At 65.5% G+C, this 23406-nt stretch carries 19 protein-coding genes and 1 pseudogene; 12 read left to right on the top strand and 8 right to left on the bottom strand.

Annotated features, from left to right (window positions below):
• Positions 1 to 207 precede the first annotated feature (207 nt).
• A complete protein-coding gene (locus tag LJE69_RS10240) occupies positions 208 to 1680 on the bottom strand; it encodes a TrkH family potassium uptake protein (RefSeq protein WP_296924543.1) in 1473 nt (490 codons plus the stop codon).
• Positions 1680 to 3083, bottom strand: coding sequence for a Trk system potassium transporter TrkA (gene trkA, locus LJE69_RS10245; RefSeq protein ID WP_296924545.1), 1404 nt, complete (start codon positions 3081 to 3083; stop codon positions 1680 to 1682). The genes LJE69_RS10240 and trkA overlap by 1 nt, the downstream gene beginning before the upstream one ends.
• Positions 3084 to 3722: 639 nt before the next feature.
• On the opposite strand from trkA, the gene secF reads away from it, so the two are divergent.
• From secF to LJE69_RS10265, 4 genes are all read left to right on the top strand, one after another.
• Entirely contained in the window at positions 3723 to 4667 is a 945-nt protein-coding gene (gene secF, locus LJE69_RS10250) for a protein translocase subunit SecF (RefSeq protein ID WP_296924547.1), read from the top strand.
• Positions 4664 to 6055: an amino acid permease gene (locus tag LJE69_RS10255; RefSeq protein ID WP_296924549.1), complete on the top strand. Its 1392-nt coding sequence runs from the start codon at positions 4664 to 4666 to the stop codon at positions 6053 to 6055. The genes secF and LJE69_RS10255 overlap by 4 nt, the downstream gene beginning before the upstream one ends.
• Positions 6056 to 6502: 447 nt before the next feature.
• Positions 6503 to 7849 (top strand): ArsB/NhaD family transporter, encoded by a 1347-nt coding sequence (locus tag LJE69_RS10260; protein ID WP_296924550.1) that lies wholly within the window; start codon positions 6503 to 6505, stop codon positions 7847 to 7849.
• A 50-nt stretch (positions 7850 to 7899) separates the two neighbouring features.
• Positions 7900 to 8391 (top strand): CBS domain-containing protein, encoded by a 492-nt coding sequence (locus LJE69_RS10265; protein ID WP_296924553.1) that lies wholly within the window; start codon positions 7900 to 7902, stop codon positions 8389 to 8391.
• A 77-nt stretch (positions 8392 to 8468) separates the two neighbouring features.
• Here the strand turns inward: LJE69_RS10265 and LJE69_RS10270 are convergent, their stop codons facing one another.
• Both LJE69_RS10270 and LJE69_RS10275 read right to left on the bottom strand, forming a co-directional pair.
• Positions 8469 to 10208, bottom strand: a complete 1740-nt coding sequence (locus LJE69_RS10270; RefSeq protein WP_296924555.1) for a nickel-dependent hydrogenase large subunit — start codon at positions 10206 to 10208, stop codon at positions 8469 to 8471.
• 116 nt (positions 10209 to 10324) lie between these two features.
• Positions 10325 to 11341 carry a hydrogenase small subunit gene (locus LJE69_RS10275; protein WP_296924557.1) on the bottom strand — a complete coding sequence of 339 codons (1017 nt, stop codon included), beginning with the start codon at positions 11339 to 11341 and terminating at the stop codon, positions 10325 to 10327.
• 359 nt (positions 11342 to 11700) lie between these two features.
• Here LJE69_RS10275 and LJE69_RS10280 point away from each other — a divergent pair, with 359 nt between their 5' ends.
• Complete coding sequence (locus LJE69_RS10280) at positions 11701 to 12417, top strand: DUF3581 family protein (protein ID WP_296924559.1); 717 nt, start codon at positions 11701 to 11703, stop codon at positions 12415 to 12417.
• Between the two features lie 25 nt (positions 12418 to 12442).
• Positions 12443 to 12661 carry a hypothetical protein gene (locus tag LJE69_RS10285; protein ID WP_367114658.1) on the top strand — a complete coding sequence of 73 codons (219 nt, stop codon included), beginning with the start codon at positions 12443 to 12445 and terminating at the stop codon, positions 12659 to 12661.
• A gap of 1002 nt (positions 12662 to 13663) precedes the next feature.
• Here the strand turns inward: LJE69_RS10285 and LJE69_RS10290 are convergent.
• The 3 genes from LJE69_RS10290 to LJE69_RS10300 all read right to left on the bottom strand — a co-directional run bounded on the left by LJE69_RS10290 (position 13664) and on the right by LJE69_RS10300 (position 15783).
• Positions 13664 to 13996, bottom strand: coding sequence for a PAS domain-containing protein (locus LJE69_RS10290; protein ID WP_296924561.1), 333 nt, complete (start codon positions 13994 to 13996; stop codon positions 13664 to 13666).
• Between the two features lie 331 nt (positions 13997 to 14327).
• Entirely contained in the window at positions 14328 to 14486 is a 159-nt protein-coding gene (locus LJE69_RS10295; protein ID WP_296924564.1) for a hypothetical protein, read from the bottom strand.
• Between the two features lie 493 nt (positions 14487 to 14979).
• Positions 14980 to 15783 (bottom strand): hypothetical protein, encoded by an 804-nt coding sequence (locus LJE69_RS10300; RefSeq protein WP_296924566.1) that lies wholly within the window; start codon positions 15781 to 15783, stop codon positions 14980 to 14982.
• A gap of 310 nt (positions 15784 to 16093) precedes the next feature.
• Here LJE69_RS10300 and LJE69_RS10305 point away from each other — a divergent pair, with 310 nt between their 5' ends.
• The 6 genes and pseudogenes from LJE69_RS10305 to LJE69_RS10330 all read left to right on the top strand — a co-directional run bounded on the left by LJE69_RS10305 (position 16094) and on the right by LJE69_RS10330 (position 22551).
• On the top strand, positions 16094 to 17044 hold the full coding sequence (locus tag LJE69_RS10305; protein ID WP_296924568.1) for a helix-turn-helix domain-containing protein: 951 nt from the start codon (positions 16094 to 16096) through the stop codon (positions 17042 to 17044).
• A 457-nt stretch (positions 17045 to 17501) separates the two neighbouring features.
• Positions 17502 to 18207: pseudogene (locus tag LJE69_RS10310) on the top strand (IS5 family transposase); the annotation flags it as partial.
• Between the two features lie 322 nt (positions 18208 to 18529).
• A complete protein-coding gene (locus LJE69_RS10315; protein ID WP_296924570.1) occupies positions 18530 to 19483 on the top strand; it encodes a class I SAM-dependent methyltransferase in 954 nt (317 codons plus the stop codon).
• Positions 19484 to 19775: 292 nt separating this feature from the next.
• Positions 19776 to 19949, top strand: a complete 174-nt coding sequence (locus LJE69_RS10320; RefSeq protein WP_296924572.1) for a hypothetical protein — start codon at positions 19776 to 19778, stop codon at positions 19947 to 19949.
• A gap of 299 nt (positions 19950 to 20248) precedes the next feature.
• The gene (locus tag LJE69_RS10325) at positions 20249 to 20554 is read left to right on the top strand and encodes a hypothetical protein (RefSeq protein ID WP_296924574.1); all 306 of its coding nucleotides are present in this window, start codon (positions 20249 to 20251) and stop codon (positions 20552 to 20554) included.
• An 89-nt stretch (positions 20555 to 20643) separates the two neighbouring features.
• Positions 20644 to 22551, top strand: coding sequence for a S8 family serine peptidase (locus LJE69_RS10330; RefSeq protein ID WP_296924576.1), 1908 nt, complete (start codon positions 20644 to 20646; stop codon positions 22549 to 22551).
• A gap of 452 nt (positions 22552 to 23003) precedes the next feature.
• Here the strand turns inward: LJE69_RS10330 and LJE69_RS10335 are convergent, their stop codons facing one another.
• The gene (locus tag LJE69_RS10335; RefSeq protein ID WP_296924578.1) at positions 23004 to 23396 is read right to left on the bottom strand and encodes a ribbon-helix-helix protein, CopG family; all 393 of its coding nucleotides are present in this window, start codon (positions 23394 to 23396) and stop codon (positions 23004 to 23006) included.
• Between the last annotated feature and the right edge of the window lie 10 nt (positions 23397 to 23406).

Raw genomic sequence — 23406 nt, forward strand, 5'->3', positions numbered from 1 at the left:
GTGGCGGATGCGCTACGAGACTGTGTAAGTATTCGGTGTAGTCGGGTTAGCGCAGCGTAACCCGACGTTCAGTGTCGGTAAGCCGTTGATTGTCGGCTTACGCCATCGCTAACCCGCCCTACGATTCACTCGTCGTCCGAGTTGCGAGCAATGCTTTCCCGGTCGCTACGCGTGCTCACCCGGCAAGCCTGCGAACCGTGCGGCCGGCTATCGACGCCAGAACGCGGGCGTGAACAAGATCAATAGGGAAAAGACCTCCAGGCGGCCGAGCAGCATGGTGAAGGTCAGCACCCAGGTCTCGTAGTCGCTGAGCCCCTGGTAGTTGGTCGCCGGCCCCACCAGGCCGAGCCCCGGGCCGGCATTGTTGATACAGGCGATGACGGCGGTGAATGCGGTAATGAAGTCGAGTCCGCCGAAAATAAGCAGGAAGGTCAGTACGACGACACTCATGAAATAGAGAAAGATAAAGCCGAGGATGGCAAAAACGATGCTGTTCGGCACCTTGGCGCCGCCGATGGTGACGGGTGCCGCCATGGTGGGGTGGATCATGCGCTTGAGCTCGCGGGTGCTCTGGCGCATCAGGATCAAGGTGCGGACCATCTTGATCCCACCACCCGTGGATCCGGAGCTCACGGTGATGCAGGAGAGAAAGAGCATCCAGAAGGGGACGAAGATCGGCCACGTCGCATAGTCGGTGCTGACGAAGCCGCAGTCGGTGGCGATGGAGACCAGGTTGAAGCCTGCCTCCCGCAGGGCCATCAACGGCTCCGTGTAGGTGCCCCGCACCCAGAGATAGCCGGCGCAGAAAAGCACGCTAAGTGCCAGCACCAAGAGCACCCCCCGCGCCTCGGCGTCGCGCAGATAGGCCCACGGTCTGCGGGTGCGCCAGGCGGTGTAGTGGGTCGCGAAGTTGAGCGCCGCGATCACCATGAAAACGATGAGCACGCCCTCCACTGCCGGCGAATCGAAGGCGCCGACGCTTGCATCCCGGGTGGAGAAGCCGCCGAGCGACATGGCGGAGAAGGCATGACAGACCGCATCGATCCAGCGCATCCCAGCGAGCTTGAGGGCAAGGATGCAAGCGATGGTGATCCAGAGATAGGCGGTCCACAGGATGGCCGCGGTATCGCCGATCCGCGCCGTGAGTCGGGTGTCCTTGACCGGCCCTGGCACCTCGGCGCGCAGCAGTTGCATGCCGCCGACGCCGAGCAGCGGCAGGATCGCCACGGCCAGTACGATGATGCCCATCCCGCCCAGCCAGTTGAGCGTATGCCGCCACAGATTGATCGAAGGGGCCAGATGGTCGAGACCCACCATGACCGTCGCGCCCGTGGTGGTGAGCCCCGACATGGTCTCGAAGAAGGCGTCGGTGAAGGACATGGCGCCCGTTTCCGGGGTTGGCTCGTGCAGCAGCAAGGGCACGGTGGAGATGGCCGCCGTGAGGACCCAGGCCATGACCACCAGCGCGAACCCGTCCCGGGCCTTGAGCTCCTGTCGGCCGTGGTGACTGATCCACGCCAGCAGGGCACCGCTCACCAGACAGGCGAGCAGGCTCAACGAGAAGATGGCGAGGGTCCCATCCTGAAAATACAGCGCGCTGGTGATGGGCATCAGGTAGGTGAGACTGAACACCATCAGCAGCCGGCCCAGGGTGTTGGTGACGGACCAGAGCGCGCGCATCAAAAAAAGCCCAGGCCGACCTGGAAATAACGCTCCACCTTCGCCACCAGCGCCTTGCTCACCAGAAACAGGATGAGGTGGTCCTCCGCCTCGATGAGGATGTCGTGATGGGCCATGAGCACCCGCGGCCGGTCCGCGGACCCGCGCCCCGCCTCGCCTTGCCGTACGACGGCCCCGACCGTCACCCCGTGGGGCAGATCGAGTTCGCCGATGCGCCGCCCGACCGCCTTGGACGTGGTGATGTCGCCATGGACCACCAGTTCCAGTGCCTCGGCGGCACCCCGGCGCAGGCTGTGCACCGCGGCGACGTCCCCCCGGCGCACATGGGCCAGCAGCGAGCCGATCGAGACCTGGGCCGGTGAGATGGCGACATCGATGCGGTCCCGCTGGACCAGGTCGACGTAGATGCGCCGATTGATCAGCGCCAGCACCCGCCGCGCGCCCAGATCCTTCGCAAGCATGGCGGACAGAATGTTGTTCTCGTCGTCGGGGGTCAGCGCAAGGAAGAAATCGATATCCTCGATCCCCTCGGCCCAGAGCAGGTTCTCGTCGGACCCGTCGCCCACCAGCACCAGGGCGTCGGTGAGCCTGGCGCCGATCTCCTTGGCCCTGGCTTCGTCGCGCTCGATGACCTTGACGTGATAGCCGTGCTGGGTCGCCAAAGCCAGGCGCTCGCCGATGTTGCCGCCGCCGGCGATCAGGATGCGCCGGGTCGGGCGGTCGCGCCCCCTGAGCTCGCGCATCACCGCACGCAGATCCCGGGTGGCGGCGAGGCAGAAGACCTCATCCCCCGCCTCGATGCAGGTACCGCCCTCGGGGACAATGGCCTGGTCTCGCCGATAGATGGCGGTGATGCGGGCATCGAGCTTCGGCAGATGGCGCCGCAGGTCCGCGATCGGGTGACCCACCAGCGGTCCACCCTCGACCGCGCACACACCCACCAGGCTAAGCAGGCCGTCGGCGAACTCCAGCACCTGGAGCGCCTCCGGCAGCTCGATCAGCTTGACGATGTAGTCAGTGACGATCTGCTCCGGGCAGATGCTGAAGTCCACCGCGAAGTTCTCTGGCGCCAGCAGCTCCGGGAAACTGACGTAGTCCGCGGAGCGCAGCCGGGCGATGCACTTGGGCGTGCGAAACAGGGTCCTGGCCGTGCGGCAGGCACAGAGGTTGGTCTCATCGCTCTGAGTCACCGCGATCAGGAGATCGGCATCCTCCGCCCCGGCCCGCGCCAGGACCGACGGCAAGGCGGCATTACCCACCACGGTGCGCAGGTCCAGGTGATCCTGAAGCCGCGCCAGCCGGACCGCATCGCTATCGACAAGGGTAATCTCGTCGTCCTCCGAGACCAATTGCTCGGCCACGGAACTACCGACCTGCCCGGCGCCCAGGATCACAATCTTCATGGAGATCGGCCTCCCTCAGCCTTCAGAGGGCACCCCTGTCACAGGAGGTGGTGCCAACCGACAAGCGACCAAACCCGCAGGAGACCAGCCGCGTACCCGTAAGATGCTACACCGGCGCCGCCCCGCTTGCCCGACGTCCACCGGCGGGCCGCCGGCGCCATTCAGAGCGGTGGTCAGCCATGCTTCGGCGCCTCGTTGACCCGCCTCGTCCCCTAGGGCTGGCGTCTCCCTTGCCGACCCGCGCGGGCGCTCGTAATCTGCGGCCACCAGGCAAGTGGCGTCCGACTGTTCGCGCAGCGATGTGACCTGCCGCTGTAACCCCACCCCTCGCCCCGTCAGCGCCCGGTACCGACAGCCATGTCGGCGGGCGCCCCGGAACCGCAAGCGCTCAAGGTTTCGACAGCGACACCCGCGTCGGTGACTCCCGGCGCCGTCCGAGCGCTCCATCGACCTGGCAGGCGCCGCAATCGGTGCCGCCGATGCAACCACCCGCGCTGGCCGTCCGTCCGCGCGACGCGGGCGAATAGACACGCTTCGGCAGCCCGTGCCGTCGAGACCGAGGTTTGCATGCCCGGCCACGATGGGCGGCAGTGGTGCATTCACGTTTCGTGTTGAGACGTGATCATCGGGGGCATGACCGTGGACCTGTTTCGCAAGCCGCTGCATATCGACTTTGTCTCCAAGCGCGTTCCCGCGTATGCGTTCTCCATTACCGCCATCGTGCTGTCCCTGGTGTCGCTCGCGGTCCAGGGGCTCAACTTCGGCATCGACTTCACCGGTGGCAAGCTCGTGGATCTGGCCTTCCCGCAGGCCGTCGAGACCACCTATGTCACCCAACGCCTCGACAGCGCGGGCATCACCTACGCCACCGTTCAGCATTTCGGCACGGATCGCGACGTGCTGGTGCGTATCCCGCCGACGGCGGCCGTCGACAAGACCAACCTTCAGGACCAGGTGCTCGACGCCTTCCGGAAAGCCGGCGGGCCGGCGCCCGAGATCCGGCGGGTCGAGATCGTCGGCGCCCAGGTGGGGCAGGAACTGGTGGACAAGGGCGGCGTTGCGGTCATCATCGCCCTGGGCGGCATCGCGCTCTATATCTGGTTGCGCTTCGAGCGCCGCTTCGCCATCGGCGCGCTGGCCGCGACCCTGCACGACCCGATCCTGACCCTGGGCTGGTTCTCTTTGACCGGCACCGAATTCGACCTCACGGTGCTCGCCGCGATCCTGGCTGTAGTCGGCTATTCCGTGAACGACACCATCGTCATCTTCGACCGAATCCGGGAGAATTTCCGTAAGATGCGCCGGGCAGCGCCGCCAGACGTCATCAACGCCTCCATCAACCAGACCATGTCGCGCTCGGTGATCACCTCCGGCACGACCCTGGCGGTGGTGATCGCGATGCTGTTCTTCGGCGGCCCCTTGTTGTATGGCTTCTCGGTCGCGCTCGTCATCGGCATCGTGGTCGGGACCTACTCGTCCATCTATGTCGCCAGCGCGGTCGCGCTGGACCTGGGCGCGACGCGCACGGACTTCGCGACCATCGACAAGCAAACCGGCAAGCCGGTGGAGGAAGATGCCCGATGAACGGCCTGTTGCGCACCAAGCCGATCAATGCCGACCATCACCTCGCGAGCACGGGCCTGCGGCGCGTGCTCGGCCCCCTTGATCTGACCCTGCTCGGCATCGGCGCCATCGTCGGCGCCGGCATCTTCGTGCTGACCGGGGTCGCCGCGGCGACCAAGGCCGGTCCGGCCATCACCTTGTCCTACGCCATCGCCGGCATCGCCTGCGCCTTCAGCGCCCTGGCCTACGCGGAGCTGGCGGCGGCCGTCGGCGGTTGCGGCAGCGCCTACGGCTACAGCTACGCCGGGCTCGGCGAGTTGGTGGCCTGGGTGATCGGCTGGGACCTGATCCTGGAATACGGCGTCGCCACGGCCGCGGTTGCCATCGGCTGGTCCGGCTACATGGACAACGCCCTGACGGCCATGGGGCTGTCGTTGCCGCCGCCGTTGCTCGCGGCGCCGGCCGCCGGCGGGCTCGTCAACCTGCCGGCGGTGTTGATCGTGCTGATCCTGGCCGGGCTACTGGCCTTCGGGGTGCGCGCCAGCGCCCGCTTCAACGCGGCCATGGTGGTGGTCAAGCTGCTGGCCATCGCGGTGTTCATCGGCGTGGCCGCGAGCCGCGTGCAGCCGGAGCACTGGACGCCCTTCATGCCCTTCGGCTGGAGCGGCGTCATGGGCGGGGCAGCGCTGATCTTCTTCGCCTACATCGGCTTCGATGCGGTCTCCACCGCGGCCGAGGAGGCGCGACATCCGCAGCGCGACCTGCCCATCGGCATCCTCGCCTCGCTGGCCGTCTGCACCCTCATCTACATCGCCGTGGCCGGGCTGCTGACGGCGGTGGTGCCCTATCCGACGCTGAACGTCGGCTCGCCGGTGGCCGACGTGATGCTGCGCCTCGGCTACCCCTGGGCCGCGGGACTGGTGGCCGCCGGCGCCATTGCCGGCCTGACGACGGTCATGCTGGTGCTCTTCTATGGGCTCACGCGGGTGTTTCTGGCGATGTCCCGCGACGGCCTGCTGCCGCCCGTGTTCGCGCGCGTGAACGCACGCAGCCAGACCCCGGTGCGCATCATTATGGTGAGCGGCCTGCTCATCGCCACGGTGGCCGGGCTGACGCCCATCGGCGACGTCGCGGAGCTGGTGAACATCGGCACGCTGGCCGCGTTTCTGCTGGTCTGCGTTGGGGTCGTCAGCCTGCGCCGCACCCATCCGGACCTCCCGCGCCCCTTCAAGGCGCCGTGGAGCCCGCTGACCCCGGCGCTCGGTGCCATCGCCTGTCTGTACCTGATGCTGAGCCTGCCGGTCGTGACCTGGGTCCGCTTCGGCGTCTGGCTGGTGATCGGGTTGATCGTCTACTTCATGTACTCCCGAAGCCACAGTCAGCTTGCGTTGGAGGCGGCCGGGTCCTGAGGGCTTAGGGCGCCTCTAAGTGTCGGGCTTGTGGACCGATGGGAAGGCTTGGAGACTGGTCTTGGGCTGAACCTTGGCCGTGTCGCCCTGGAGGGCGACACTCCGGCCGACACTTCGGCCGAAACTCCGGCCGACATGGCGGAGCGGCCTCGGCATTGCCGCGCCAGTGCACGAGTTGCCGGTTGCGGTGCGTCCCCGGTTCGGGAAACTGACCGAAGTCAGGGCCAAAACCGGCCGGGCGCCGCAGGATGCGCCCCTGCCGCGCCATCGTTTGCAGTCATCCCGCTGCCGTGACCCAATGGCAACGGATGGGCACAAAAGGTGTCCGCACCCCGTGCCCCATCGGAAACACCCAGACATCGGCGTTTCCCTTACACTGCGCGGCATCCTCAGGCCCGTTGCCGTCACACCGCCCGCAAACTGGGCGTCTTGCCCCAGGAACTCCCCATGCCGATGCTGTCCTTCGATATCGACATGTTCGTATCCGCCCTCATCCTCGCCGCGACCTTCGCCGGCATCTTTACCGAGGGCGTCCACCACATCCACCGCACCAAGATCGCGATGGTCGGCGCCGCGGCCATGGTGTTCGCCGGCCAGATCTTCGGCTTCTACGGCCCGGAGCAGGCCATCGAGGCCATCGACTGGAACGTGGTCTTTCTGCTTGGCGCGATGATGCTGATCATCGCGGTCATGATCCCCACTGGCGGCTTCCAGGCCATCGCCTTCTACATCGCCCGGATCTCGGGCGGGCGGCAGTTCCTGCTGCTGGCCATGCTGGGCACCGCGGTGACGCTGTTGTCGCTGCTGCTGGACAACGTCACCACCGTCGTCATCTTCGGCCCGCTGATCGTGCTCATCTGCGAGGTGCTGAAGGTCTCGCCGATCCCTTATCTGCTGGCGGCCGCGCTGCTCACCGACACCGGCGGCGTGGCGACGCTGATCGGTGATCCGCCCAATCTGATGATCGGTTCGGCCGCCGACATCAGCTTCAACGCCTTCCTGCTGCGCATGGGCGGCGTCGTGCTGGCGGCCTGGCTCGCGACCCTGGTGGCGCTGCGCTTCCTGTTCTGGAAGGATCTGTCCGTCAAGCCGCAGGTGGTCAAGTTCGCGCCGGACGTCCGCATCGATGACCCCAAGACCTGGTGGTTGTCCGTCAAGATTCTCGGGCTGATGGTGGTGCTGTTCGTCATCCATCGCCAGCTGCACTGGGACGCCTGGGTAGTGGCCACCGTGGGCATGACGACACTCTTCCTGGCGGGCCGGCATCTGCAGCTCGACCCCTACCTGGAAAAGGTCGAGTACACGCTGCTGCTGTTCTTCATTTCCCTGTTCGTCATGGTCGGCGGCGTCGAGCAGAGCCAGTTCCTGCAGTGGCTCGGCCAGCACATCATGCCCTTCGTGGAGCACGACCTGCTGGTGGCCTGCCTGACGCTGCTGTGGGTCTCCGCGATCCTGTCGGCGGCCATCGACAACATCCCCTTCACCGCGGCGATGATCCCGATCATCCTCAGCATGGAGAGCCAGGGGGTCAACGTGGCGCCGCTGTGGTGGTGCCTGGCCATGGGCGTCGGTATGGGCGGCAACGGCACCCATATCGGCTCCACGGCGAACGTCTTCATCGTCACCCTGTCCGAGCGCCTGGCACAGAAGGAGCGCAACCCGGCGCTGGCCATCACGCCCGGGCTGTGGTTCCGCAAGGGCACCCCGGCCATGCTGACGACCCTGGTGGTCTGCAGCGTGTTCGTGATCATGTACTTCGACTTCTTCTCGATACCCATCCATGGCGGCCGGTGACGGTCATCGGCGCCATCATTGCAAGGCACAATCCACTGAGGGCTAAGACGATGTTCTGTCGAAATGCGCTGGTTCCCCAGGTCATCTCGGCGGGTCCCGACGAGACGATCGCGGATGCCCTCGCGCTGCTCCAGCAGCACGGCATCCGCTCCCTGCCTATCGTCGACGACAAGCAAGTCCTGGCGGGGTGTTTCAGCTTCGATGTCGTGCTCTCGCGACTCCTTCCCGGCGCGATCACGCTGGAGCACCACGGCCTGGAAGACACGGACCTGCGCCTGGACTACCTGGTGGATGCCGAGGAGAAGGTCGCCAGGCATCTCGGCGAACTGCTTCCGGTCAAGCTCGCGGACGTGATGGACCCGCCGGCCAACGTCGTCCATCCCGAGACCCCGCTCTGGGAAGGCATCCGCCAGCTCTTCCGGCGCGGCAGCCCGATACCCGTCGTGGACGCCGCGAGCGGCGAGTTCCTCGGACTGCTCACGGTGCAGTCCGTCATGGGCGAGCTGGCCAAACTGGTCGGGGAAGACGGCACGCCAGCTTGAGTGCCAGCTCATTGAGCACCCGCTTGACGCGGCATGCCCGGGCGACCTGCCAGCAAGCGCAGCCCGGGCACGCAGACCTACAGCGCCGCGCCGGTCGTGGTGGCGATCTGGATCATCCCGCCACCGTCCGGATCGGCCACGTGCACGGCGCAGGCAAGGCACGGGTCGAAGCTGTGAATGGTGCGCAGGATCTCGATGGGCTGCGCCGGGTCGTGCAGCGGGTGTCCGCGTAGCGCGGCCTCGTAGGGTCCCTCCTGCCCGGCGGCGTCCCTGGGGCCGGCGTTCCAGGTACTCGGGACGACGCACTGGTAGTTGGCGATGCGCCCGTCGCCGATCACCACCCAATGCGCCAAGGCGCCGCGCGGTGCCTCCATGTAACCGGCGCCGCGCGCCGATGCCGGCCAGCTCTGCGGATAGAACAGGTCCGCGTTGTGGGTGGCGAGGTCGCCGGCGCTGATATTGGCCTCCAACTGCGCCTGCCAATCGCTCATGCGATCCGCAATGAGCTTGGTCTCCAGCGTGCGCGCGGCAACACGGCCGAGGGTGGAGAACAGCGCCGACAGGGGGAGCTCCAGGTCCGCAAGGCTGGCGTCCACCAGATCCCGGGTGTCCTGGTGCCCGGTCGCGTAGAGCATCACCACCCGTGCGAGCGGTCCCACCTCCATCGGCAGCCCTTGCCAGCGCGGGGACTTGAGCCAGGAATAGGCCTGCTGCGGATCGATGTGGGCGTACGGGGGCGTGGGGCCCGTGTAGTTGGGGCGCGTCTCACCGTCGTAGGGGTGCAGGCCCTGGGCGTTGCCGGCGCTGTAGTCGTACCAGGCGTGGCTCACGTCCTCGCTCACCTGCTCCGGGTCGTCCAAGTCCACCGGGAGCACGCTAGAGAGGTCCCGGTTCAGGATTGCGCCGCGGGGGATGAACAGGCCCGCGGTGTCGTCGGCGCCGCCGAGCGCGTCCGGGAACTCGCCGTAGGCCATGAAATTGCCGACGCCCTCGCCGCGAGCGCTCCAGTCCTTGTAGTAGCGCGCAATGGCGAGCGTATCCGGCACGTACACCTGGTCGACGAAGGTCTGCATGCCGGTGATGATCTGCGCCATCAGCCGGCGACCGTTGCGGTCCATGGCGGTTCGCCCGGCGTTGCCGTCGAGCACGCACGGGGCACCGCCGACGACGAAGTTCGGATGTGGGTTCTTGCCACCGAGCAGAGCGTGCAGCCGGGCGGCCTCGCGCTGCCACTGCAACGCCTCCAGGTAGTGCGCGAAGGCGAGCAGGTTCAGCTCCGGCGGCAGGCGGTACTCGGGATGCCCCCAGTAGCCGTTGGCGAAGATGCCTAGCTGGCCGCTGCCAACGAACCCGGCGAGCCGCTGCTGCACGTCCGCGAAGTAGGCGCTGGAGTTGTTCGGCCAGGCGCTCAGGCCCTGCTGGAGATCGGCAGTGGCGGCCGGGTCCGCGTCCAGCGCGGAGACCACGTCCACCCAGTCCAGCGCGTGCAGGTGATAGAAGTGCATCACATGGTCGTGCACGAATTGCGCGCCGATCATCAGGTTGCGGATCAGCTCTGCGTTGGGCGGGATGGGATAGTCCAGCGCGCTCTCGACGGCGCGCACCGAGGCAATGCCGTGGACCAGGGTGCAGACGCCGCAGATGCGCTGGGCGATGGCCCAGGCGTCGCGGGGATCGCGGCCGATCATCATGTTCTCGATGCCACGCACCATGGTGCCGGTGCTGGACGCGGCGGTGATGATGCCGTTCTCGGTCTGGGCCTCGATGCGCAGGTGACCTTCGATGCGGGTGACCGGATCGACGACGACGGTATTCATGGGGTTCTCCGGAAAGGGCTCCGATGGCCGACGGCTCGGCGCGCGGGCGCGCACAGCGAAGGCACATCGCCGGTTGCGACAGAGTGGGAATCGGGCGGGCTCGGATCGGCGCCGCGTCAGGCGGCCGGCGGCGCATCCGGATAGAACGCGCTACCGAGGAAGCGATCGCCCTCCGGTGCCAGGGTCCGATCCCAGAAACCGGGCTCGGCGCAACCGAGACAGCCGTGACCGGACAGCATCGGGAAGCTGGTCCCGAGGTTCCACTTGAGCGTCGCGCAGGCGTTGTGGGCCTTCGGCCCCTTGCAGCCGAGCTTGGCCAGGCAATAGCCGTTGCGGGCGCCCTCGTCGTCGAACGCGAGCGCGAAACGCTCGTTCCGGAAGTGCATCAGCCGCGGGCAACGCTGGTGCACGGTGTCGGCGAAATAGGCCACCGGCCGCCGCAGGTCGTCCAGCTCGGGCGGTGTCCCGAAGGCGAGGAAATGGGCGATGACGCCGGTCATCGCGCCCGGCACCGGCGGGCAGCCCGGCACGTTCACCAGGGGTCGCTCTGGCACCTCGCTCGCCGACATCAAGTCGCCGACGCCCTTGGCGCCAGACTGATTCGGCCGCTCCGCGGCAATGGCCGCCGCCGCCGGCACGCCGCCGAAGGTGGCGCAGGTGCCGACCGCGATCACCAGCGCGGCGCCGTCCAGGGTCTCCTTCAGCATGTCGAGGTTCGTCTGGCCCGCGATGGTGGACCAGGTGGCCTGCTCGCCAGTGGGCACCGCGCCATCGACGATCAACACGTAGCTGCCGAAGTTGTCGTCGATCGCGTTCTGCCGGGCCAGCTCCGCGGCCTCGCCGCTGGCGGCCTGCAGCGTGTGGTGATAGTCGAGGGACAACTGGTCCAGGATCAACGACTCGATGGTTGGCTCTGCGGCCCGCGTCAGGGACTCGGTGCAGCCGGTGCACTCCTGGAACGACAGCCAGATCACACAGGGTCGTTGCGCCGCCGCCAGATTCGCCGCCATGGTCCTGGCCGCCCCCATCGGCAGGGCCAGTGCCGATGCGGTCACGGCACAGAAGCCGAGGAAGCCGCGCCGGCTGATGCCGCGCCGGCTCAGGTAGTCGATGAAGGACTCGCGCTCTGTCATGTTGCTCACCTTCGGGTCGGGCAGATCCGACTTCAGGACTAGACAGGTAATCTGAAACAGGGCTCAGGACCATCAGGGTTAGTCGGTCCCCCTGGGTTTGAGCTGCGCCAGGTCAAGAAGGTGCGCAGGCGAGCGGCCAATCCGGAGCAGCCGGGACGCAGGCGTGGCTGGCGCCGGCCTCGTCGTGTCCGAAGCGCCCGGCGGCGAGGCCAACCCGAGGCATTCCTCCGCCGCGGACGCTGTAGGATGCAGCCGGGTGCGCCACCTTGCAGCGGATCGACGGATTGCACGCGCGCCGGCCGTCCCGACGACAGGAGCGCGACCGCGCCCTGTTACACACCTTCCCGAGGCAGAAAGGCATGTTTCTCGACCCCTATCTCAGCGGCGACGCCGATGCGCCGCGTATCTCCGCCGCGCAGGGTAATGCCTTCGCCAAGGACATCGCCGGCGATTTCAACCCGATCCACGACGCCGACAACCCGCGTTTCTGCGTTCCCGGCGACTTGCTCTTCGCGCTGGTGTTGACCCAATTCGGGCTGAGCAGCCGAATGGAATTCCATTTCAGCGGCATGGTTGGCGCCGATGTGCCGCAGCGGATCGACAGCTCGGACGAACAGGTGCTGGTGCGCGACGAGTCCGGCAAGACCTGCCTCACCGTCACCCGTGCCGGCGCCTCGACCCGGGACCCGGACCTGATCGAGTCGCTGGTGCGGCGCTACGTGGCCTTCTCCGGCCACAACTTCCCCCACTTCCTGGTCCCGCTGATGCAGCGCCACGGCGTCATGATCAACACCGAGCGGCCCCTGGTCATCTACGAGCGCATGGCCTTCGAACTGAGCAGCCTGGATCGCCCCCTGGACGGGCTGGAGCTCGTCGACAGCACGCTGGACGTCGCCGGACGCCGCGGTGACGCGCGCCTGCGTTTCGACCTGACATCCAACAGCGAGCGCATCGGCGAAGGCACCAAGAAGCTGGTCCTGAGCAGCCTGCGTCCGCTGGACCAAGCCGCTCTGGACGGGCTCGTCGCGCGCTATCACGGCTGGGCCGCGGCGCACCGGGGCAAGGCGGGCGGGTGAAGCTGGATACCGATGCCCCATCACCATCAAGAACGGCGCGCTCCTGATCCTCGCGCTCAAGCCCTCCGTGGACAAGGCCGCCATGTACATCTTCGAGCGCAAGGCGCGCTACTACGAGAAGCGCCATGACCGCACCGCCGATCGACTGATCGTCGTCTCGCCGATGATCGAGCCGAAGGCCATGGACATAGCCACGGCGCTGGGGATCGAAACCTACAGCGACTCGCTCGAAGTGCCAACCTGAGCGCTACCGCGCGAACCGCCCGGCTCCACCGCCAGAGCATGAGTCCACTCCGCCGCTCACCTGGGTACGCCGACTGGCAGTCATGGGGCACCTGAGCACAGCCGCTCTGCTTTTGTTGGACATCCAGCGTCGTTACAATACCGTTATGCGCAGTTCTTACTTCCGGGTGACATCGCATCGGGGCTGATGACTGGAAACCATACAGTTGCTGGTTAGGGGCGAAAGAACAAGGAGAAACCACTGTGCCATTGACGGTTGAAGACAGAAGACTGCAGCTTTCAAATAGCATCCGAGCGTAGAAAAAGGCGCATTTCGGCCAGTTTCTCACGCCGGCAAGAACCGCCGCGTTTATGGCTGACCTCTTTCCAGATGACAAGGGGCACTGCCGCCTTTTAGACGCGGGAGCAGGGATCGGCTCGCTATCTGCAGCCTTTTTGGATAGATGGAGGAATGGACCGTTTCACTTTCAGCGCGTGGAAGTCGATGCCTTCGAGCTTGACCATGACCTAATTGAACATTTGTCAGGAACACTCAACAAGTACGATGGCCAAGGCGACTTTTCCTCCATAATCCGAGCAGACGACTTTATTCACTGCGCGACTGAATCATTGACCGGCGACTTTCTTTCCAGCCCGCCGCAACCCTTTACCCACGCAGTCCTCAATCCACCTTACAAGAAGCTCCACAGTAATTCTGCGCACCGGTTGGCCCTGCGCCGCGCTGGCATCGAGACAGTGAAACTCGCGGCCGTCGCGATGAGATCCGCATGCAAGAGGCCGCCATGCATCTAGTACTCGTTGTGGTGGTCGTAGACGCCACCACCTTCCATCGGTCGAAGCATCGACTCGCTCCTGCTCAAAGAGACAATCGGCAAGCCCGCGCGAACCATTGCCGTGGCCTGGCCGCGGGTCATGACGGGCACTTGGCCGCCAGCGAGGCACCAGAAGCAACGCCGGTATCGCTACAACTGCCTCGCCCGCGGCGGCTTGCGACCTTCACTCGCTATTCGATGACGAAGGAAATACCAAAGCAGCATCGCTGGCCGTCGAGATCCCCGACCCACTTGCAGACGCTCAGTGCCGCATCACCGTGCGCAGATTGGCGGACATGCTCGTGGATGAAGGAAGTCTTTCCGGACTCCAAAACCCGTCGATCGTCTGCTTGCAGTGCGTCGGCGTCTTTGCGCCAAACCAGGTCGTGGTCGGTCTTTCCAACCACGTCTTCGCCGGCGAGATCGCAGATTACCTTGTTGCCGAACAGGTGCCGGCCTTCGGCGTTCTTCACCCAGAACAGGAACGGCATCTCGTTAAAGATTTCCAGGTCTTTGATTTGCATTGCATGCCTCCGCGTGTCTACATGGATTTGGGCTTCTCGTGCAGCGTGGCGATCGGCCCGCGAGCGCGCTGTCTAGGGAATCGCTCACCTATTCAGGTCTTCCCGTGCAGTGCAGGATGCCCCCAAATTCGAGACCGCAAGGGGCTGAAAATGGAGCGATTCGAAAGCCACGCTGTTCGAATCGCGTTCGCTGGAAATTCCGGGATGGCATTTTTCAGCGTGTCCCTTCAGGTGCCCGGTGTCGGCGGCACCCTCAGCACCGCGAGGCCGCCCTGATCCTGCTCCAGGATCGGTAACGTCGGCGTACGGGCGCGCGCGACCTCTTGGTGGTTCAGAAGCGCGCCACCGATTGTTGCCGTGTGGACCAATAAGCTGCATTCGAGTCCGGAAATGCGATGTTGAAAGTCTGGTTATCGATGACAAACAGCCAGGCACAGTACGGCGGCTCGCCGGCCATCTTCAGCTTGATGATGCGGGCGGTGATGCACACGACGTCCCGGACGTCCAAATCCTCACTCGCGACCGCCCGCTCTGCCTGTCGGTGATCACGCAGCGACGCGGCGCGCTAGGGCATTCCGGCAGCGTCGTGCTCTGCCCGTCCTTCACCACTGTAATTCGGCGCAAGCTGTACAGAACCGCGACCGCTTGCCGGCAGATAGAGGCGCAGCCATACGAAGCGAAAGCTCTCCGGCAGTGACTCAACGAAATTCCCTAAACACGCTTTGCGTGGCCCGGCATGCGCGCCTTGCGCGACGAGCGCGGGGATCAAGAAGGTCGCGAGGTGTGCGAGCGAAACCCTCAAGCGAAAGTCAGGTAGCGAGATGATTCGCTCTGTAACTCAGCTGACCCGGCTTGACCCGCTTTCTAGGTTTCTTGGCATGACGAAGCGTAGACGACCATCGTCGAAAGCGATACCTTTCGTCCACGATATGGTGCGCCCCAGCCTCGTGTGTCTCCGTCCGGGACCCGGCTAAGTTATGGCGCTAATCACCGCAGACCTGTATGTCGCAGCCTATGTCCCCGGGGCAGCACGAAGCCACATCGTCCACAAAAACGTCAATCGATTCGTAGCTGCGATTCTCATCCAGTTGGCTAAAGGTCATCCCATTAGAGATGTTAGAAATGAGGTCGGGGGCATCGAATCCTTCGAGCAAACGACCTTTGAGAAAGACATACCCGCCGTTTGGCTCAACGTTGGCGTCCAGCGTCTCGATGATCAGTATCTCCACATTACCATCCGGCAAATGGCCGACAATCGCGAGATTGGCTGGATCGTTTGTCGCGACATCGGCTAGGAAGTCGATGACGGTCTGCGTATCGATTGCGGCAACCAGGCGGCTGGGTCGATCACCAAACACGACACTCTGCCTGTCGGTGTCCGCGATCGTAATGCTGACATTGCTGCGGTCGTTAGGGGGCGCCGTTATGGTGCTGGCCCCAGCGTTGAAGACGAGCAGCACCTTGTCCTGGCCTGATTCGCAGGTTTTTTCTTGCGGGGCGGCAGACGCGATGGCAATACATGCCAACAGACCGGCGAAAAGCGCGACAGTGGTGACCGAGGTTCGATGCATTGTATTTTCTCCTTGATGCAGATCATTATGTTGCCGAACCACCAGTGAATATTCATCTGATTGTGTTGTTCGGCTATTTGTTTCGCGGGTTGACAGCTTGGAGAATTCTGGACATTGCGCGGAGCCAGGCGTGTTCGTATGGACTAGAACGCCGCCCGAATCAATCGAGTCAGCACACGAGGAATGCAGTCGCTCACCCTCAATCTTGAAAGACATGGGCCACCCCGTACAGGTTGTGCGCTCGCGTGATCCCACGAGGCGAGCGCCGACAGTCCGACTTACCGGCATCGATGAACCTAGCGTAGCGCTGGGCCAAATGGGTCTGTTAGGCTTGGAGTCTCAAAATTTGTTGACCTGGCGTCTCACCGCTCAGTGTTCTACGCTTATCGGCCCTTCCATCCGGCGTCGATTTGTGACCTGCGTGGGCAAAGCCGACGCCCACAAACAACCCTTGGACAAGGTCCCCTCAGCCCATTTCGACTCCGATCAGTTTCCGCCGGGTGCGGGCCTTGCCGCATGGCGGCAGATGACCGCTTCGCTCTATCAGACCTGGCCCAGGGGGGAGCCAGAGGGCTTCCGCGCCCAGGCCGCCGGGTACAAGGTGGGTGAGCTGGTCTTCAACCAGGCGGAGTTCACCCCGGCACGCTTTCTGCGTGGCCCGGAGCTGCTTGTCGGGGAGGGCCGGGACTTCTTGTCATTGCAGATGCAGCTCGCGGGCGAGGAGCGCCTGATCATGTCCGACGGTCACGTGCGTCTGCTTACCGGGAACCTCTACCTACGCGACTGGGCCTACGCCTTCGACTCGGAGGCGTCGGCCATGCGCCTGAACGCCATCATGATTCCGCGCCATCGGTTGCGCGCTGGCGCCGGCATACAGGCGCACACCCCGGTCCTGTCCTGGTCCATTGCCGACCCTGAAGGCCGGCTGTTGGCGATGCTGTGGCAGCAATTGCTCGCCGAGCTGGGGCAGGTGACCTTGCCGCACGCGCGCACCCTCTGCGACGCCTTTCTCGCCTTTCTGGATGCCCTGCTGGGCTATGGCCCCACCCAGACGACTCCCGCGAGCCTGGGCGCCATGCAGCAATTCCTGATGACGCGCCTGCAGGGCAGCGTCGGCGTCGAGGCGCTCTGCCGACACTTTCACGTCTCCCGCAGCAAAGTGTATCGGCTGTTCGAGCCGCTCGGAGGGGTTCGGCAATTCATCAACGGCGCCCGCCTGGAGCGTTGTTATGGCGAGTTGCGCGGGGCTGACCCGCGGCGCGTCAAGATCGCGGACATCGCCTCTTCCTGGGGATTCGTCGACGCCAGCGCCTTCAGCCGCCGCTTTCGAAGCCGGTTCGGCGTGTCTCCGTCCGAGGTCCTCGGCACGGCGCTCGATCACACCGAGGATGCGGCGGTCCGAGCCAATTCCGCCGGCGCCCGACTCAACCGGGACTACACCGACTGGTTGCTGCAGGCGTCGGGACGCGAGACCTGAACCGCACGCTAGTGCCCGTTTCAGCCAATTTTGCAGGCGTCAACCCGGTTGAGGGCGGAGCCGAGGAACCGGGTCGAAGTCTCTGCTCGTGGTCGTGGTCGTGGTCGTGGTCGGATACTCGACAACGACAACGACAACGACAACGAAAGCAAAGCTGGGAGAAACGCTGCACTAGGCGCCAGGTACATATGGGATAGGTGACCCTAACGAACGGGCACGCTGGCTTGGTGTGGAGGTCCGCTATGCGGACGTAACCCGCCCCGTCCCGTTTGAATTGACCGGGATTCGCTCATCTTCGATGGGAGAGTGAGGCCACCCCTCATGGTGACCAACGACCTTCGGGCTAGGGGCTGTCAAGGAAGAGTCCCGAAGCACGAGGTAAGCTCCTTGATGGCCTTGAGTCCCCAGGTAACCTCCTCACCAGGAGGAGTGGCCTGGGCCAGACTTCGGCCTCGCTCGCGCCTTCCTCGGCCTGGACCTGGTGCACGAGTCGGTGCCGGATGCCCACCACGGTGCTGAAGTTCCGCCGCCAGCTAGAGTACAACACGCTCCGTGAGCGGCTGTTCGAGCGGGTCAACGCGGTGCTGCGCGCGCACGGGCTGCTGCTGGACAAGGGCACGGTGGTCGATGACACCATCATTGCCGCGCCGTCCTCGACCAAGAACCAGGAGAAGGCGCGTGATCCCGACATGCACCAGACGCGCAAGGACAACCAGTGGTACTTCGGGATGAAGGCGCATATCGGCGCCGACCTGCACAGCGGGGCGGTGCACAGCCTCACCTGCACCGCCGCCAACGTCGCCGACATCACCGCGACGGCGAACCTGCTGCACGGGCGCGAAGCGACGGTTTGCGCCGACGCCGGCTACATCGGCGCGGACAAGCGTGAGGCATTGCAGGAGCGCGACGGGCGTTGGCACATCGCCGAGAAGCGCGGCAAGCTCGCGACCATGGACGATGGGCCAGTGAAGTATCTCGCCAAGCAGGCCAAACGCCTCCAGGCGCAGATCCGCGCGCGCGTCGAACACCCGTTCCACGTCGTCAAGAACCTCTTCGGCCGTCGCAAGGCGCGCTACCGGGGGCTGAAGAAGAACACGACCCACCTGCACATCCTGTTCGCCCTGGCCAATCTCTACCTGCTGCGCAGGCCGCTGATGGCCTGAATGCAGGTGAGGTGCGCCCGGCCACCGGGTGCGCCTCGAAAAAGCTGAAGGAATCAGGGCCAACTCGCCCCAAAACCCAACCCCACCGCCCAAATCAAGCCCTTTTCGAACACGTTGCGTGAGTCGGAACTCGCAACAGTTAGAGGCGAAAGAGAAGCGGTTCGCAAGGGCAATGGAGTCGAACGGATGCAGATAGCGCTATGGCTGGGCGGCGTTATGATCGATGATCGACACCATGCTGAACACCCGGCACACCCTGTGCCGCCGTCCCCGCGGCCCCACCGCCTTTCCCCCTGCGACGACTGATACCTGCTGAACCCCAATGACGACGACGAAACAGAAGCCCGACTGGGCCGGCGAAGACTGGCAATCCCGTCTGGTCAACCTGCTGATCAACACCAAGCCGATCTACGCGGTCATGAAGCGCCAGGCCCGGCGGGTCATGATCAAGACCGCGCAGAAGAAGGGCATCCCCTGGAGTGCGCAGGTGCAGGCATTGGATACGCCCGGGATCAGGGCCTTGGCTGATCGCCTCACCAACTCAACGGTGCGCTATCCCGACTACTACCAGGTGCCCTTTCATGCCTATGCCCAGGGCAACCTGTGCTGGCTCGCGGCCTTCGAAGCCGCGCCGGCGACCTATGCCGTGGCCGCACGGCTCTGGCCGCAGGAATCCCTGACTCCCGACGCGTCGCACGCCAGAATGCGCGGCGGCTTCCTTCGGATTCTGGATGAATACGGCCCAGGCGAGGTCCGGGACATACTCGACATCGGCTGCTCGGTCGGCATCTCGACGCTGACCATTCACCGCCATTTCGCCGAGGGCCAGCACCAGCCGGTGAGGACCACCGGTCTCGATCTGTCGCCCTACATGCTGGCCGTGGCCAAGACCCGCGACACCAAAGACGAAATCACAGCCTGGCTGCACGCGCCGGCCGAGGACACGGGGCTCCCGCCCGAGTCCTTCGATCTCATCACGCTGCAATTCGTCGCTCACGAGCTCCCCCGCGACGCCGCGCTCGACATCTTCCACGAGGCCCACCGGATGTTGCGCCCGGGCGGCACCATCGCGCTGGTGGACAGCGATCCTAAGTCCCCCGCCCTCCAAAGCCTGCCGCCGGTGCTCTTCACGCTGATGAAGAGCACCGAGCCCTGGAGCGATGACTACTACACATTCGATGTCGCGCGGGGCCTCGAACAGGCCGGCTTCCAGGCACCGGTGACGGCGCCGAGCGATCCTCGACACCGGGCGATCGTGGCGCGCAAAGGCAGCTGATCCGCACGCGCGGCGAGGACGGAAGCCGCGGCGGCAGTTTCGGAGACCAGTTCTTCAGTTCCGGTTTCGGCTTGCCGCCATCGCGCGACGGGGGCAAGATCGAAGGTTGGAGGGCAGACGTTCCTACAAGCTGGATGCAGGCGATGGCTGATGGCCGCGTCCGATCCGCCACGCTGGCGAGACGCCGAATCTTTCCTTTCGCTGTACTGCTCCAAACCCTGACTCGTCGCTTGGGTCGGGCTGCGTCGAAACACGACTCCAGGCCGCGCTCGCGGCAGCCCTGTTCCTGGCCATGCGCAAGACCCGCGTCGGCCCGTCCGTGCTTGCGCGACGGCTGGGAACCCACGAGAAGGAGGCGTCGCGCCTCCTCGATCCCCCCCGCCACGCCAGCAAAGCAGAGGCGCTGAAGCGGGCCTTGCTCGCCGTCGGACGACGTCTGGCGATCGAGGTCCAAAAGCCAGCGTGACCCTCACGCCGCGAACCCCCGCCAGGGCGATGCCGGCATAACCGATGAGCTGTCTGTAGCCGCCGGCGGTTGCGGGAATGGACGTGGCTTCTCGGCAGAAATCTGCAAATCGTGGTCTGCCCCACGATCGGCGCAACCCGGCACGCGGTCGACATTCTTGTCGAGTCCGGAAAATGTTGTCGAGCTCGCCCCCGTCCCGATTGCCGCAACGCTCGATATCGACGGGGTTTTCTGGATGGCACAAGTCGTGCTTTGTGGTCAGAGCTTCCCTCACCACATCCACCGCGAGACAACCATCCATGACGACACATCGCCTGATCCCGATGACTCTGAGCGTGCTGCTCTGCGCCCCGCTCACCCTGACCGCCGCCTCGCCGTCGACTGTCGGCACGCGAGCCATCGACATCGATCCCGCATCGACCCCGCGGCATGCCGATGCCGCGGCGCCGAGGCCTCGCGACACCCGCCAAGCGCTCGACCTGGTGCTGGCCGACACGCCAGCGCACGCACCGCTCGCGAAGCAGAAGCGTCAGGGCGGAGGCAATGGCAACGGCAGCGGGTCCGGCCAGCGTGGGCGCAAGCGCAAAGGCGGCAGCGGCACGTAAGCGGCAGTCCGCTTCGATCAATCCGCCCCCTGCATATCGACAACAAAAGAAACCGGCCGTCGCGGCCCTTTCCTGGAGCACAACACCCAATGCATCCATCCAAACACCCGAATCTTTCCGCGAGGCGCCTGCCCATGTGGCTCATCGTTCTGGCGGCGCTCGCGATCACGGTTCCGGTGCAGGCCGGCGTGCCGGACCAGCATGCCGATGCCATCAAGGCTGCGGCGGACCGGGAGGCGCAGACCAATGACCTGATGTCGCCGGCGCATTCCGGCCTGTCCCGAGAGGAGCGTCATGCGGCCCTGCTCGATCGCGCATCCACGAGCGACACGGTCCCGGTCATCGTCCGCTTCAGGGAATCGACCATGACAGAAGGGCTGACGCTCCCTGAGCGCCAATCCCTGTCGCGGGCGAAGCGGACACGAGCGCTCGCCGCGCTGGGCCTGCACGACGAGCGCGACCGCACCGGCGCGCGCGTGAAGTCCTTCGAGCGGCTGGACGGCTTTGCCATGCGGGCGAGCGCCCGCGACATCGCCCGCCTGATCAATGATCCCGAGGTACTGGAGGTTGTGGAGGATGCCGCGTATTCGCCGGCCGTTCTGGACAGCATGCCCCTCATCGGCGCCGCCGCCGACGGCAGCATGGCAGGCTACACCGGCGCCGGCCAAACCATCGCCATCCTCGACACCGGGGTCGACAAGGATCATCCCATGCTGGTCGGCAAGGTCGTTTCCGAGGCCTGCTATTCCACCAGCAGTCCGCGCTACGGGGTCTACTCCTTGTGTCCCGATGCGGTGACATCCTCCACCGCGGTCGACTCGGCACGGCCCTGCGACAGCGATCTCTGGGGCTCCGGGTGTGATCATGGCACCCACGTCGCCGGCATTGCGGCCGGGGACGACGGCCTTCACGTTGGCGCCGCCAAGGATGCCCAAGTGATTGCAATCCAGGTCTACAGCGGCTTCAGCGCCAGCGCCTGCGGCGGCGCCCCCTGCGTGATGGCCTACACCTCCGACATCATCAAGGGCCTGGAGCGGGTCCAGGCACTGCGCGAGTCGTACACCATCGCAGCCGCCAATCTCAGTCTCGGCGGTGGAAGCTATACCGAGCCCTGCGACGGCGACCCGAGCAAGCCGGCCATCGACAGCCTGCGCGCGGCCGGAATCGCGACTGTCGTGGCCAGCGGGAACAGTGGCTACGTCAACGCCCTCGCGGCGCCGGCCTGCGTCTCCAGCGCGATCAGTGTCGGTGCCACCTGCGACGATGCCGGCGTCTATTGCGCCGCCCAGGACGCGGTGGCCGACTATTCGAACAGCGCCGACTTCCTGAGCCTGCTGGCCCCGGGGAGCCTCATCACATCGTCCGTGCCGGGGGGCGACTACGCGAGCTGGCATGGCACCTCCATGGCCGCACCGCATGTCGCCGGGGCTTGGGCGGTGTTGAAAGAGGCCTATCCAACGGCCGGTGTCGACCCGCTCCTGGCGGCATTCAGGGACAGCGGCAAAGCGGTGACCGACAGCGACAACGGCTTCACGATTTCCAGGATCCAGGCCGCCGAGGCAATCGCGGCATTGAGCGCCGGCGAGCTGCCCGGTGACGACGGGGACGAGCCAACCACGCCTCCCGCGCCGCCCGAAGCGCCGGTCCTGAGCGCCCCCACCAACGTCTCCACGAGCGGCTTTACCGCCAATTGGAATGCAGTCCCGGATGCCGCGGGCTACCGTCTCGACGTCTCGCTGCGCAGCGATTTCCGCCGGCTGGTCCGAGGCTATGACGATCTGGACGTCGGCGCCGCCACCAGCCAAGCAGTCTCGGGTCTGCGACCTTACCGCACTTACTACGTTCGCGTACGGGCGTACAACGCCGCCGGCATCAGCGTGAGCTCCACGCCACAATCCGTGACGACGAGCTCTTTCACGTCTTTCGGTGTAGCAGCTCTGGTGGGAGCGGCACGCTCGGTGCCGCGACCAGCGGCAAGACAGCACACCACGCCCTGAGTAGCTTGCGGCGGCAGGCAACCTCCCAGCCGCCATCGCGCCACAAAAGACAGTGGCGCTCCCACGCCGGCTCGCCCGGAGGAGCCGCATCTCGAAGCGCATCCGCCCGCACAGGAAGGGCCAAGAGCCGCGCGCCGCCGGCCACGTAGTCCGGGCTCGATGCGAGCGTCACGGAATTCGATGCGTCCAGGCCGGCGAAGACATGCCCCAGATCGACGCGGGCACCGCCGAGCGCGACTACTTGGCTGTGGCGAATCTCGCACACCACCGCGGCCATGCCCGTCCAACTCGGCGACGCCGGAGTGCCCGCGGCGCCCGAAATCAGGAGGTTGCGAGCGCCGCCGGCAATCACTGCTCCGGCGTAGGGACGGGCCGACCGCGAAGAGTCGTGCTGGAAGCGCCGGCTTTCAGCCGGCTCGCCGCGTGCCCGGCGCGACGCCGGGCACGCGGCGTCAGGGCATCGACACGTATGTAAGCCTCTGTCGAGGCGACAGATGTCTTGAGGACACCACGGCCTTGATCATAGGTCCATCCATCGTCGTGGGAGCGCGGTCCTCGGCGCGACGGGCGCCCAGTCGCGGCGGTGACGCCGCTCCCACAGGGCACGCGCTTGGTAGAAGTTGTGACCAAGACCGACCAGACGACAGGTCCGGGTCGCCCTCGGTGCAGCCGATCAACCCGGTGCGACACAGCACCTCCTCCGCTCGCACCGGCTTCGCCGTGACCTCGGCATCGTAGTGCTCCAACGCCTCCTTGATCAGTTCGGAGACCGTCCTGCCCGTCAGCGCGCGCAGGTGGTCGAGCTTGCGCGACTGCTCGTCATCGAGTCCGGTGTTGATGCGCATGGGGATGACC

Source organism: Thiohalocapsa sp. (assembly GCF_022340605.1).
In the GTDB taxonomy this organism is placed as follows: Bacteria; Pseudomonadota; Gammaproteobacteria; order Chromatiales; family Chromatiaceae; genus Thiohalocapsa.